Origin of the sequence: Bartonella sp. CL25QHWL, from assembly GCF_042195335.1 — a bacterium.
Lineage (GTDB): Bacteria > Pseudomonadota > Alphaproteobacteria > Rhizobiales > Rhizobiaceae > Bartonella.
In genome coordinates this window covers 168,682-182,423 of sequence record NZ_JBHIOE010000002.1, presented here as the reverse complement: position 1 = coordinate 182,423, position 13,742 = coordinate 168,682, and the positions used below count along the sequence as shown (strand labels likewise).

At 38.2% G+C, this 13,742-nt stretch carries 15 protein-coding genes and 1 pseudogene; 4 read left to right on the top strand and 12 right to left on the bottom strand.

All coding sequences use genetic code 11. The features are described from left to right. Positions 1 to 96: 96 nt before the first annotated feature. Positions 97 to 768 carry a DUF421 domain-containing protein gene (locus tag ACFILY_RS01990; protein WP_375630770.1) on the bottom strand — a complete coding sequence of 224 codons (672 nt, stop codon included), beginning with the start codon at positions 766 to 768 and terminating at the stop codon, positions 97 to 99. Between the two features lie 39 nt (positions 769 to 807). Beyond that, positions 808 to 2,316: a cysteine--tRNA ligase gene (gene cysS / locus ACFILY_RS01985; RefSeq protein ID WP_375630772.1), complete on the bottom strand. Its 1,509-nt coding sequence runs from the start codon at positions 2,314 to 2,316 to the stop codon at positions 808 to 810. A 497-nt stretch (positions 2,317 to 2,813) separates the two neighbouring features. Here cysS and ACFILY_RS01980 point away from each other — a divergent pair, with 497 nt between their 5' ends. After that, complete coding sequence (locus tag ACFILY_RS01980) at positions 2,814 to 3,182, top strand: TIGR02301 family protein (RefSeq protein WP_375630774.1); 369 nt, start codon at positions 2,814 to 2,816, stop codon at positions 3,180 to 3,182. A gap of 419 nt (positions 3,183 to 3,601) precedes the next feature. On the opposite strand, the gene ACFILY_RS01975 is transcribed toward ACFILY_RS01980, so the two are convergent. Further along, complete coding sequence (locus ACFILY_RS01975) at positions 3,602 to 4,930, bottom strand: dihydroorotase (protein WP_375630776.1); 1,329 nt, start codon at positions 4,928 to 4,930, stop codon at positions 3,602 to 3,604. 64 nt (positions 4,931 to 4,994) lie between these two features. Here ACFILY_RS01975 and ACFILY_RS01970 point away from each other — a divergent pair, with 64 nt between their 5' ends. The 3 genes and pseudogenes from ACFILY_RS01970 to ACFILY_RS09755 form a co-directional block, all read left to right on the top strand. Next, complete coding sequence (locus ACFILY_RS01970; protein WP_375630778.1) at positions 4,995 to 5,867, top strand: YgfZ/GcvT domain-containing protein; 873 nt, start codon at positions 4,995 to 4,997, stop codon at positions 5,865 to 5,867. Further along, the gene (locus ACFILY_RS01965) at positions 5,860 to 6,477 is read left to right on the top strand and encodes a YfbR-like 5'-deoxynucleotidase (protein ID WP_375630780.1); all 618 of its coding nucleotides are present in this window, start codon (positions 5,860 to 5,862) and stop codon (positions 6,475 to 6,477) included. Before ACFILY_RS01970 ends, ACFILY_RS01965 begins: the two co-directional genes overlap by 8 nt. Positions 6,478 to 6,687: 210 nt before the next feature. Continuing rightward, a pseudogene (locus ACFILY_RS09755) lies at positions 6,688 to 6,971 on the top strand (integrase arm-type DNA-binding domain-containing protein); the annotation flags it as partial. Positions 6,972 to 7,069: 98 nt separating this feature from the next. On the opposite strand, the gene panB reads toward ACFILY_RS09755, so the two are convergent. From panB to pyrE, 9 genes are all read right to left on the bottom strand, one after another. Then, positions 7,070 to 7,885 (bottom strand): 3-methyl-2-oxobutanoate hydroxymethyltransferase, encoded by an 816-nt coding sequence (gene panB, locus ACFILY_RS01955; RefSeq protein ID WP_375630782.1) that lies wholly within the window; start codon positions 7,883 to 7,885, stop codon positions 7,070 to 7,072. After that, entirely contained in the window at positions 7,882 to 8,742 is an 861-nt protein-coding gene (gene panC / locus ACFILY_RS01950; protein WP_273791096.1) for a pantoate--beta-alanine ligase, read from the bottom strand. The genes panB and panC overlap by 4 nt, the downstream gene beginning before the upstream one ends. A 23-nt stretch (positions 8,743 to 8,765) precedes the next feature. Beyond that, positions 8,766 to 9,512: a DNA repair protein RecO gene (recO, locus tag ACFILY_RS01945; protein ID WP_273791097.1), complete on the bottom strand. Its 747-nt coding sequence runs from the start codon at positions 9,510 to 9,512 to the stop codon at positions 8,766 to 8,768. 26 nt (positions 9,513 to 9,538) lie between these two features. Beyond that, the gene (gene era / locus ACFILY_RS01940) at positions 9,539 to 10,444 is read right to left on the bottom strand and encodes a GTPase Era (protein ID WP_273791098.1); all 906 of its coding nucleotides are present in this window, start codon (positions 10,442 to 10,444) and stop codon (positions 9,539 to 9,541) included. Then, positions 10,437 to 11,144 carry a ribonuclease III gene (rnc, locus tag ACFILY_RS01935; RefSeq protein WP_273791099.1) on the bottom strand — a complete coding sequence of 236 codons (708 nt, stop codon included), beginning with the start codon at positions 11,142 to 11,144 and terminating at the stop codon, positions 10,437 to 10,439. The genes era and rnc overlap by 8 nt, the downstream gene beginning before the upstream one ends. Then, complete coding sequence (gene lepB / locus ACFILY_RS01930; RefSeq protein WP_273791100.1) at positions 11,125 to 11,937, bottom strand: signal peptidase I; 813 nt, start codon at positions 11,935 to 11,937, stop codon at positions 11,125 to 11,127. Before lepB ends, rnc begins: the two co-directional genes overlap by 20 nt. 80 nt (positions 11,938 to 12,017) lie before the next feature. Continuing rightward, complete coding sequence (gene acpS / locus ACFILY_RS01925; RefSeq protein WP_273791101.1) at positions 12,018 to 12,419, bottom strand: holo-ACP synthase; 402 nt, start codon at positions 12,417 to 12,419, stop codon at positions 12,018 to 12,020. 27 nt (positions 12,420 to 12,446) lie between these two features. After that, positions 12,447 to 13,055 carry a DUF2062 domain-containing protein gene (locus tag ACFILY_RS01920; protein ID WP_375630786.1) on the bottom strand — a complete coding sequence of 203 codons (609 nt, stop codon included), beginning with the start codon at positions 13,053 to 13,055 and terminating at the stop codon, positions 12,447 to 12,449. A gap of 95 nt (positions 13,056 to 13,150) precedes the next feature. After that, entirely contained in the window at positions 13,151 to 13,729 is a 579-nt protein-coding gene (gene pyrE / locus ACFILY_RS01915; protein WP_273791120.1) for an orotate phosphoribosyltransferase, read from the bottom strand. Positions 13,730 to 13,742: the final 13 nt, after the last annotated feature.

Here is a 13,742-nt window from a genome sequence, read left to right as displayed (position 1 = left end):
TCATCCGCACAAACAGGCAAAATACCCTCTGTGGTTATTTATAGATTTATCTCTTTATTATACTTCCAATAAGCTATACCTACCCGTTTTTTGAAGTTAGACTGTTTTTGAAAAAGGAACAAGAAATAATCCACTATACAATTTATTATTTTGATCTGTATTTTCATACCACTCTGCTGCGAATAAACTTTCAACTTTTACATGTTTTTTTTTCAATTCTGCCTGAAGCCACTTTTGTGTTTTACCAATCTCTTTAAGTCCATCATCAATAACTTCACCATTTTCTATTAAAATCGTCGATTTCTTTCCCTCTTCCTTTTTAATGACAGTGCAATCACCATTGGTTTCCAAACGAACAAAAGCAGCTTCATGTAAGTGACACCCTTTAAGACGTAACATCGTAATGAGATCATTAATATTGATCCCCAAGTTCTTAATCTTATCCATTTGGAAAACTCCATCTAAAACTAATGTGACATTCCGCCCTGCAATAAGACGACGAAAAAAAACTGAATAACGTGCAATAAAATTAAAAGATGTAATCAGGGTTTGCCAGATGAGTAAAACAAGCAATAATTGAATGCTACTAATATTCTGATTATAAATAACGCCTCCAATAATACCTCCCATAACAAAATTACTGACCAAATCAACTGGTGTCATTTGACTAAGACTCCCCCGCCCCGTCGTTCTTAAAATAAATAAGAAGGCAACAAGACCTACAGCCAGCTTAAGCGCGATATATCCATAATGATATAAAAATTCCATCATATTCTCCTTTTTTATGGAGCTGCTGGAATAGAGACATTAGTGTCGCTTTATTTCCCACACAGTTATGCGCTCACCACTCTGCGGATCCTTACTGTCTTTTAAAAGAACCCCCTCGGCTGCAAGCTCATCACGAATTGTATCCGCAGCTTCCCACTCTTTATTATGGATAAGTCTTAGTCTTTCGGCAATGCGCTGATCAATAAATTTTGTATCAAGGAAAGTTTTTCTCATAAATAATGGGCAGTCTATTCCTTTAATCCATTCTTGTCGTAACAGTCCTAATAAATTCATCCCATTTACAAGAGCCAAAGCATTTCCTTCCTTATAAAATTTTCGCAAAAGAGTCAGTGCTTTTGGAGTATTAAGATCATCACTAAGTGCATCTATCAAAGTATCATCAATTGCTTCATTGTTTTTCATCTCACTCTTTTTGCTGCGAAGCCATTCATACCAACGATACAGTTCGCTGCTCGATTGTATTAAACGCTGCGCTGTCCAATTTAGTGGTTCACGATAATGCGTTTGCAACATCGAAAAACGCGCAGACAAACCAGCCCAATTTTGCTTCATTTCATCGGTTAAAATACCATTAAACTCCAAAAAATTATTCTCTAAAACAGAACGAATAGTTATGAAATTGCCAAAGCTTTTCGACATCTTTTTGCCTTCAACTTGTAAAAAACCATTATGCAGCCAAAAATTAGCCATTCGCTCCGTCCCAAAAGCTGAACAACTTTGTGCAATCTCATTTTCATGATGAGGAAAAATTAAATCAATTCCACCACCATGGATATCAAAAACATTGGCGGTCGGATCATCACAGGTTAAACCACCGCCATAGGGCGCTAATAACTTTGCCATTGACATTGCAGAACATTCAATATGCCAACCTGGACGACCTAAAACAGGAATTCCGCCCGGTGATTCCCAACCTGGTTCTCCTTCCACAGAAGGCTTCCATAAAACAAAATCCATCTCTTCCCTTTTATAAGCAGCAACATCGATACGCGCCCCCGCCCTCATTTCATCTAAAGAACGATTTGCAAATGCCCCATAATGGGGAGGATTTTTTATGCTACTTACAGAAAACAATATATGGTTTTCCGCTTTATAAGCGTGCCCCTTTTCAAGCAATCTTTCAATTAAAGAGCGCATTTCCTCTAAATGCTCGGTTGCGCGCGGCTGGCTGGTTGGCAAAAGACAACCAAGTGCTATTGTATCTTGCTGAAACTGAGAATATGTACGTTCTGTTAATTGACGAATAGCATCATTCAATGACAAGTTTGGATATTCGCAAGCTGCGCGTGCATTAATTTTATCATCAACATCTGTAATATTACGTGCATATAGAACATGCTCATTACCATAAACATGACGCAATAAACGAAATAAAATATCAAAAACAATGACAGGGCGTGCATTTCCTATATGCGCATAATCATAAACTGTCGGACCACAAACATAAAGACGTACTCTTGTCGCATCTATTGGTGTAAAATTTTCTTTTTTACGTGTCAGCGTATTATAAAATCGCAACTCTTTCATTTATTGACTCCATGGACGATATTATGCACCGATCCTTTTAGATGTATCTTATCTCAAATTATTGTATTACGCTGTTTAGGCTAAAAACTTTTATCTTATAGTAAATTCTTCTTACCATTTTCCCATTGTATTCACGGCTGTATCCATCATTTATCATAAAAATAATCTATTTTATTTGATTGGACAAAAGCGTTCTATCATTAGAAATGCTCTCCCTCCTTAAAGAAAACGAACTTAGAAAAAATTCTATAGGTAATACAATATAAATCTATGTGAAAAATAGATAGTTTGCAGAAAGAAAATCTTAAATTTTAAACTACACAAAGCTTCATCAGTATTTTCAATATTCCACAATGGGTTCCTTACAGCCTCTTACGCCCTATATTTTATAATAAATAATTGAGAATAATGTAGCAATTAACTCTATTTTTTACACCGTTCTCATGACAAAATTACTTTATCTTACAGAGTTTTATTCAAAGAAAGCAATAAAAATAATGCGTAATAGATTGATGAACATCATTATTTTAATATTTCTTGTCATTTCAATGCCAACCTTTGCACAACAATCTCCACCTTATGAAAAAAAATTACTCCGACTAGCAGAAATTTTGGGATCATTGCATTCTCTCCAAAATCTTTGCGAGCCTCCAACAAACCAATGGTATGACTATATGAATGCACTGATTGAAGCAGAACACCCCATTCCACAAAGACGTGCTTATTTTTATGAAGCGTTTAATGAAGCGTATCGTGCTTTCTCAGAAAATTATCATCATTGTACACAAGAAGCCATTGAAGCCAATCAAAGATACATTGAGGAAGGAAGAATTTTATCTGAAAACCTCCTCATGCATTATAAATAATTAATCTATACAAAAAGTATCTCTCTCAATTTTAGCAGTATCAATGATACTCCTTTCACAAATGCGGGGAGCAATAAACCAGCTCTGAAAATAGAGAGACGTTTAAAGAATAATGTCTCGATACGCTTTTATTCGTATGAGCGCCTTTTTCCCCATACAAAATCGCTCTTTGGCTTCCTCCCCACACCTCAAAGGACGAAGATTTTTAACTAAATTTGCTCTGTAAATAATCTAGGTTCTTGTTGAACAAGGTTCCTCTTAGCTTCTAACGCATGTAATTTGCTGCATAGTTTCTACAAACAAGCCTAAGAATATTCACCACGCATTAAAAAAACACTTATGTATCAAAGAGGCTGACATACCCTATATCACCACTCTAAAGGATGGTATTTTACGGCATACTTATAATTTTAATCTGTTTACACCAAAGTTTCCATAAATTTAACAGGCTCTCCTTGTGAAGGTGTGACAATTTCACCTTCCCACATAACGCGCATACCACGGATAATAGTCCCAACAGGCCAACCTTTAACTTTTTGACCATCATAAGGTGTCCAACCGGCGCGAGAACCAATTAAGCTATTCGTAATAATTTCTTCTCTCTTAAGATCAACAATGGTTAAATCAGCATCAAACCCAACAGCAATGCGCCCTTTACAGCTTATACCAAAAATACGACTAGGGCCATGTGAAGTGAGATCAACAAAACGTTCAAGAGATATTTTTCCTGCATTCACATGTGTCAACATAATTGCTGCTGTTGTTTGCACGCCTGTCATACCTGAAGGTGAAGAGGGATAAGGTTGAAGTTTTTCTTCAAGAGTATGAGGCGCATGATCTGAGCCTAAGACATCAATTATTCCTTGTTGAACACCGTACCAAAGAGCTTCACGGTGGCGCAATTCACGAATAGGCGGATTCATCTGAATTAATGTACCAAACTTCTTATAATCATCAGCCGTGAGTGTCAAATGATGTTGTGTCACTTCAATTGTTGCAACATCCTTATGTTTTTTTAGAAAATCAATTTCTTCTTCTGTCGAAAGATGTAACACATGAATGCGAGCCTTCGTCTCATGAGCAATTTTTACCAAACGCTGCGTACATTTTAATGCCGCAACTTCATCACGCCAAATCGGATGTGACGATGCATCACCTTCAATACGCAATATTTTACGCTCTTTGAGCCTCGCCTCATCTTCAGAATGAAAAGCCGCACGACGGCGTGTATTCTTCAAAATAAGGCGTACACTTTCATCATCATCAACCAAAAGATCACCGGTAGAGGACCCCATAAAGACTTTAATTCCAGCCGCACCAGGAAGTCTTTCTAATTCAGACAATTCATGAGCATTTTCACGCGTTCCTCCAACCCAAAATGCAAAATCACAATGCATTCGATGAAATGCGCGTTTAACCTTATCGCTTAATGTTTCTTCTGATGTTGTTAATGGACTGGTATTAGGCATTTCAAAAACTGCCGTAACCCCCCCTAACACAGCAGAATACGAGCCACTTTCCAAATCCTCCTTATATTCATTTCCTGGTTCACGAAAATGCACTTGGCTATCAATAATTCCTGGTAAAATATGAAGCCCTGTACAATCAATGACCTCACTAGCCGATGCACATGTAAGGTCGCCTATTTCAGCAATACGACCATTTGTAATACCAATATCACGCTTGCTTCTTCCATCATGATTCACAAGTGTTGCACCTTTAAAAATTGTATCAAATGTTTTAAACATAACCACGCTCCTTACATATTGCTCACTTATCGATTATGTAACTTTGAGCAGAAAGGCAAGAACCATGATTAAAAAACAAAATGCCATTTGCTTAAAAAACCGCGGGCTTATTCAAATTACAGGCGAAGAAGCAACAGATTTTCTACAATCCCTGATCACGACAGATGTAAAAAAAATCAGTCCACAGGAACTTTTCCCTGGAGCCCTTTTATCCCCACAAGGAAAGGTTCTTGCTGATTTTCTTATCGGAAAAAAAGAAGATGGTTACCTGATTGATATCAGGATGCCTTTAGCTGATACGCTCCATAAGCGTCTGTTGCTCTATAAGCTGCGCAAAAAAGTAGAAATTACACAACCATTCCAAGAGCTTGTTACAGTTTCTTTGAATAATGAATCAGATGCTTTAAATTTTGATTCAAGTTTTGTTGATAAACGCTTCCCACAACAAGAAAAAATAATACGAATCTATAGCAAAAAACCTTTTTTAACTTCAGAATATCATGACACATGGAATCGATTGCGTATCCGTTATGCAATTGCGGAAAGTGGTCAAGACTATGAAGTTGGCAAAGTCTTTCCTCATGATATTAATTACGATCAAATCAATGGACTTGCATTCAATAAAGGATGTTATATTGGACAAGAAATTGTTTCACGAATGCACCACCGCCGTACAGCACGTCGCCGTATTTTTATTGTAAAAGGCCAGTGTGAATTAACCCCTCAATCTAGCATTGAAGCAGAAACAAAAGTAATTGGCTACTTGGGAACATGTGTAGAAAATGAGGCTCTTGCTTTAATGCGTATTGACCACGTCAAAGATGCTATGGATCATAACATCCCCTTTACTGTAAAAAACATTCCTGTCACTATAAGCATTGCTGAAAATATGAATTTTACCTTTCCTGAAAATACTATAGAAAACACTCATGGCTAAAGCTGAATTATTAAAAAATGGAGAAGCCCGCGCTTGGCAAAGAATGCTCTCTGGAAGGCGACTTGATCTTCTCAACCCTTCTCCTTTTGATGTTGAAATTGAAGATATTGCCCATGGACTTTCTCGCGTGGCACGTTGGAACGGTCAAACACGAGGAGAGCATGCCTATTCTGTTGCACAACATTCACTTTTGGTTGAACAAATATTTCAAAAACTTTTTCCACAATCGGGAAGCAACGAATGTCTTTATGCCCTTCTTCATGATGCTCCAGAATATGTCATCGGCGATATGATTTCCCCTTTTAAAGCTGTCATAGGAAAACAATATGAACGCGTTGAAAAACGCATCCAAGATGCTATCCACATGCGCTTTTCTCTTCCCGTTGATCTTTCTCAAAAACTTTTAAAAAAAATTAAACAAGCCGACCGTATTGCTGCCTATTATGAAGCGATTACGCTTGCTGGATTTAATACAGAAGAAGCCCTTCGCTATTTTGGCTCTCCCAATAATATTCTACCCGATGATCTTAATTTATCCCCCTATTCTACACAACACATTGAAAACGCATTTTTAACGCGCTTTAATGACTTGGATGCCCAAAGATTATAGACTCTTCGCATTGTTGATTCCTTGTCATTACAGAATCATCACACTGACTTATAATAATAATTCATTGTTTTTTCATTTTGAATGAGAGCTCCTAATATCGTAAGCTTCACTCATTTCAAATCTGTTTATATTGAATCAATCAAAATCATTCTCTTGCACACCACAAGTGGGGCTGGCGTGTAGATAAAACTTTTTAAAGAAAGAATTAAAATGCCTCTTATGAACTATCTCAAGTGCTAAGCGCTGTCGCAACATTGAAAATTGGCAAAGTGCGTGATGATGCCGGCTTGCTCTCTTATGAAGCGTAAAGACGGGAGTGCTCTATAAATTTTATACACTTCATAAGGGACTTACCACTATACTATTCACGAACGCCGTCGCGAAATAGGATTGGGTACCTTAAGAAAGCTTTCTTTAAAAAAGCACGTGAATTAGCGACCCAATGGCGTTCTGTTTTGCATGAGAGGCATGACTTCATTAAAGAAATGGAAAAAATCACAGTTCAAATTGCATACAAAATATATTAAAAATGCACATTCATTATCAAAATAACAAATGTTCTCTTGTCAAACCTTTCATCTTAAACTGAAGTTTATTTTAGTTTATAAACTTCATTATCCGCGGGGAAAGCACGAGATGTGACATCCTCTGCATAATTCTTTATTGCAGTTTCCATGGCTTGTTCAAGGTCTCCATAACGGCGTACAAATTTTGGCACATGAGAACCATAGCCCAACATATCTTCCATAACCAATACTTGCCCATCACATTGATTGGACGCCCCTATACCGATCGTAGGGATAGAAAGCTTATTTGTCAGTTTCACCGCTAAAGGTTCGACCATTGCTTCTAAAACAACAGCAAAAGCACCTGCCTCTTCAATCGCTGCTCCATCTGCTTCAATTCTTTGCCAATCATTCTCCTTGCGTCCTTGTGTTTTAAAACCACCAAAACGATTCATTGCTTGGGGTGTAAGACCGATATGCCCCATCACTGGAATGCCACGTTTACACAAAAAATCTATTGTTTCGGCTATATAAACGCCCCCTTCAAGCTTAACTGCACCACACCCCGTTTGTGCAAGAATGCGCGATGCATTTAAAAAAGCTTGCTCTGGACTTTCCTCATAAGAACCAAAAGGCATATCAATAACAACAAGAGCTTTTTGAGATCCACGCACCACGGCTTTCCCGTGTGAAATCATCATATCTAAATTAACAGGAAGCGTTGTCTCAAACCCATACACAACCATCCCAACGCTATCACCAACCAAAAGGATATCGCAATATGGATCAGCAATCCGCGCAGTATAAGCTTGATAAGCTGTTAAAGAAACAATTGGCTGTTGTCCCTTTCTTGCACGTATTTCGGAAGATGTTATACGCTTTACGGTTTTATGTACACTCATTTTCCACTCTTCTCTTGCAATATATATTGATCAATCAGCCTTACCTCACCAAAGCGGACAGTAAGGAGTAAAACCGCCGGTTTATTCAATGTTCCTTTAACCACGCATAAAGTTTCCATATCCCGTAAATCTATCGCTTCAATGATTGCACGCGTTTCTTGTTGTAAAATATCACGAACAGTTTTGCATAATTTATCAACCGACCGTTCACCTTCATGATAAAGCTTTTCAGCAGCTTTTCCACTTTCAGGAATAATTTTGGCAGCTTTACGATCTTCTAATGTTAAAAGCTGATTGCGTGAAGAACAAGCTACACCATCTGACTCCCGTAGAATAGGAACTCCAACGATTTCAATAGGAAAAGCCAAATCTTCAACCATACGCCGAATAATTAAAATTTGTTGAAAATCCTTTTCCCCAAAAAAAGCCTTATCTGGTTGGACAATGTTAAAAAGTTTAGCAACAACGCTTGTTACACCACAAAAATGCCCCGGACGTAATTTTCCCATCAAAATACGTGATAATTTTTTCACTTGTACAATTGTATCATTCCCCAGTGGCCACATTTCATCTACAGAAGGAGCAAAAACACATTCAACACCTGCTTCTTTTAACAAAGCACAATCGCCCTTCAAATCTCTTGGATATTGAGAAAAATCTTCTTGAGGTCCAAATTGCTTTGGATTGACAAAAATAGAAACCACTACGCGATCACACATTGCTCTTGCATACTGTACTAATGCAAGATGTCCATCATGCAATGCCCCCATTGTTGGAACAAAACCAATCGAAAAACCTAAACGTCGTTCCTCTGAAGTATATTGGCGGACTTCAGCAATTGTCTTTAAAATTCTCATTTTCCCATTCAATTATCATCAGATCAACCAATTAATGCCTGCACACCAAATTGGCGCTCAAACAATTGTATCATATTCATGCGCACTGACGGCTGCTTTATATCTCGTGGCTCCCAGACATGACGCATAAGAAAAAAACCCGTCAGTATAAAACCATTTATTATGTCACTAAAATCAGCAGGACGAGTCGTTCTTTGTACAAGAAACTGTGGTAGAATGAGAAGCTTTTTTTTCCAAGGTTCCCCTGCTTCTTCACAGACAGCCCGTCCAGATTTTGGTGATACGTAATGAAGCCTTTCCTGACGACCTGTTGCAGCACAACAAGATAAATCAAGACCAAAACCAAGTTCTTCAAGAAGCCGCATTTCAAAACGTACAAGCAATTCTGCATTTACAAATGGTTCATCAAAATTCTGCATAAAAAGGTGTAAAATATCATATAAAATGGGGTGCGGATCACGTTCGGGAAGAAGCCGCAAATGAAAAGCTATCAATTGCAAAGCATAAAGTGCTTCTGGTAGACAGATTAATCGTGCCGCATGTAAATCAAGAGCTTCAAGCCGAAAAAGTCCCAAATGTTCGTCTAAACGAGCCCACCATTCAGCCTCCACAAAATTTCCAGGTTGAAGAAGAGCTGCCATACGACGCGACCGCCCCCCTTTTACCACTCCCATATAACGACCATGTTCACGTGTCATAATCTCAAGAATAACACTTGTTTCACCATATTGGCGCGTACCAAGAATAACGGCTTGTTCTTTCCACTTCATTTTACTTTAATTATTTTTTAAAAATCTTATTTTAAAAAATCCAATCCCATTTCGCGATAACGTTCTGGATCGGTATCCCAATTATCGCGCACTTTCACAAAGAGAAAAAGATGAACCTTTTGATCCATAATTTCCATGAGTTCTTTACGTGCTGCTTGTCCAATCGCTTTAATTGTATCGCCTTTTGCTCCTAAGACAATTTTTTTCTGACTCTCACGCTCGACATAAATAACTTGATTAATTTTAACGGAACCATCTGAACGCTCTTCCCAGCTTTCTGTTTCAACCGTTGAGGAATAAGGAAGTTCATCATGAAGACGAAGAAAAAGTTTTTCACGCGTAATTTCAGCAGCAAGATGACGCATGGGCATATCAGAAATTTGATCTTCCGGATAATACCATGGCCCCTCCTGCATCATATTACTCAACGCATGAAGTAAATCCTTGCAACCAGAACCGTTTAGAGCAGAAATCATAAATGTTTGCGCAAACTTTACACGTTCATTTATTTTAGTGGTTAACGCTAGAAGAGATGATTTAACAACTGTATCAACCTTATTAAGAACAAGAACTTTTTCTTGTTTCAGATTGTTTACAATATCTAACATCATATCAACTTCATCCGAAAGACCATTTTGAGCGTCGATTAAAACGAGTAGAACATCAGCGCTCTTAGCCCCTCCCCAAGCAGCAGAGACCATGGCTCGTTCTAAGCGCTTATGGGGACGAAAAACACCCGGTGTATCGACCAACACAATTTGCACATCATCATGAATGACAATACCGCGGATTAAAGTTCGTGTTGTTTGTACCTTATGCGTTACAATTGAAACCTTTGTTCCAACCAATTGATTAACCAGTGTCGATTTACCGGCATTAGGCATCCCAATAAGCACAACAAATCCAGAACGCGTTTTCATAACGTCACTCATGATCATTTTTTCCCACTGTTTTCCATACACCCTCTCGTCGCAAAATTTTTTCAGCTGCCATTCTTTCGGCATATCTTTTGGAGCTTCCCTGCCCAATCTCTGAAGCAAACCCAGAAATACTGACCTCTACCATAAAAACAGGATCGTGATCGGGACCTGAACGTTTGATAACCTGATAATGTGGTTGTGCATTGCCTTGGATATGCGCCCATTCTTGTAATTCTGTCTTGGCATCACGTCGACCAGCATCCATTTTCTTTGCCCGACTTTGCCAATATTTTTGAATAAAAGGGCGAACACTTTCCAATCCTCCATCGAGATATATCACGGCAATCAAAGCTTCCACGACATCTGCATGCATATTGATAAGTCGACGCCCCTCGAAATTTTTCATCTCAAAACCAACACGGATCATATCAGGAAGCCTCATTTCACGCGCAATATCAGCACATGTCTGCGCATTGACAAGATGATTCAAACGGACTGATAATTCACCTTCACTTGCCTGAGGAAAAAGTTGATACAGCATTTCCGCAATCAAAAGCCCTAAAACCCGATCCCCTAAAAACTCTAGTCGTTCATAATTTCCCTGTTCCGAATCTTGTACACTCGAATGTGTTAATGCCTTCGTTAACCTCTCTTCATCTTTAAAACGATGCCCCGTCAGCTTGAAAAGCTGATCAATCATGAGACGTTTCATCGTTGTTTCCTTGCTTGATAAGCGGCAAATCATGAACCGTATTTATGAAAGAAAACAAACGTTTCCAACGCACATCAAATGGCCAGCGCCAAATCTGCCAAGCACTTGAACCGTTACTGATAGAAAAGAAAATCACGCTCGCGCGACCAATAAGATTTTCTTCTGGAACATAGCCTACATCTAAACGACTATCATCTGAATTGTCGCGGTTATCTCCCATCATAAAGTAATGTCCTTGAGGAACTTCAAAAACTTTTGTATCATCAACTTTCGGGATGAAAGCTAAATCAAGTGTATCATAACTGACACCGTTAGGCATTGTCTCGCGATAAACCTCAACAGGATAGTTAACCTCTGTTATATCAGAATTATTAATCTCCCCCATAAAGTGACGTGAAACAGCCTCATCATTAATATAAAGAACACTTTGACGGACTTGTATACGATCACCTGGTAGCCCAACAACGCGTTTTATATAATCAATCTTCGGATTACTTGGTAAGCGAAAAACGACCACATCTCCACGTTGAGGTTGAGATGCCCAAATCCGTCCAGAAAAAAGAGGGGGAGAAAAGGGGATGGAAAAATGAGAATACCCATATGCATACTTAGAAACAAACAGATAATCTCCCACCAACAAAGTAGGACGCATTGAACCGGAAGGAATACTAAACGGCTGAAAAAAAAGTGTCCGAATAAACGCTGCTAAAAGCAGAGCCTGTACTAAAACAGAAATAAATTCACGAATCCCACCTTTTTTTTCTTTTTTATGCACTTTATCTTTTTGGATCATCACCAACTGCCTTCTCATCACAGATATAATTTTTTTTCATCATAATATTCAAATAACAAAAGCACAATCTCTCACGCCATCTATCCACGTGGAAGTGCTTCGATAATAATAAATGCCTGTGCCCAAGGAAAATCATCTGTTATGCTAAGATGAATAACTGCATCATGATGAGGAGGTAATAACTTTTGAAGTTGCATTTGCGCACGATTTGTTAATTGCATTATTGGTTTACCAGATGGCAAATTAACTACCCCCATGTCTTTCCAATTGATACCACAAGCGATTCCCGTTCCTAAGGCTTTAGCACATGCTTCTTTAGCAGCAAATCTTTTTGCATAGGAAGAGGAGCTTTTTTTGAGATTTTCAGATCTATTTTTTTCAATATCCGTAAAAATACGTTGGATAAAACGCTCACCATAACGAACCAACATTTTCTCAATACGTCGTATATCAACCAGATCATTTCCAAGACCAATAATCATAAGATATTAACCCGATCTTTCTCAAATTTATTTCTGTTTTAATACAGGCGATGAACGCTTCTTTAAACGCCTTTTTTTTATAATCTTTTGATATCGCTTTTGTTTAAAACGAACCGTTGCTCTGTAAACACCTATATAAGATAAACCACCAAAAACAATACCTAAAAGAGTTCCACCTAAAATCATAGGACTCATAATTGTGTCCCATGCGCCTTTAAAGAGGAGAGAGAGATTTGACAATGTCAAACCATTAAATAGAGCACGAATTTGCGAAAGAGAAATCTCTTTGACATCGCTAAAAAGTGATAAACAAAAGTACCCTACTTTATAATCAGCCATGATAATCAATAAAAATGTGAGTGGATTAGAAAAAATCGTCCCAATGATTGCGGCAGCAAAGTTTGCACGCAAAAGCCAAGAAAAAAATATTGCCAAAATAATATGCAGCCCAAAGAAAGGGGAACAAGCTAAAAAAATGCCAACAGCAACCCCTAATGCTACCTCATGCGGTGTTGCTGATATACGCAAAATACGTTTATATATGTAGCAAAATGAGCGAGAAAATGAACGACGTGGCCATAACCAAAGTCGAATACGCGTTACAAAATCTATTGGTTCTCGACGACGAAAAAGCATATGACTCTCAATATACATCTTTTGATAATGAAATAACCTATATCATCCAAATTAATCTTTTTAAGCTTTTGCACAAAAAAAAAATAGAAAGACAATTAAATATTTCGACTGCCTGGTTTAATCGCTGGAAGAACAGAAAGCTCTGCAGGAAGAGCATCACTAGCATAAGAGGTTATCTCGTATTCAGCAAGCGCAATCAATGGAACTCCAACATTGACCTTACCACCAGAACGATCAAGAATACATGCACTGGCCAATACCTCTGCTCCTGCTGCAACAAGCGCTTCAACAGTCTCACGAATGGAAAGACCCGTTGTCACAATATCTTCAACAATAACAACCCGTGCACCCTTCTTGATTTCAAAACGACGCAATTCAAAGATGCCATTTACACGCTCTACCCAAAGAGAAGGAACACCAAGGTGACGTGAAGTTTCATAGGAAGGAATAAGACCGCCAATTGCGGGCCCAACAACATAATCAATTTTTTCCTCGATAGATTTTTTGATTTTTTCAGCCAATCCACGACATAACTTTTCTGTCAAGTCAGCATGCATGAATACTTTCGCTTTTTGCATATAAGTCGCACTATGGCGCCCCGATGTTAAAATAAAATGCCCTTCTAGAATAGCATCTGCTTGTTTAAAAATATCAATGACATCTTGTGTATTCATTGCTAAATCTTTC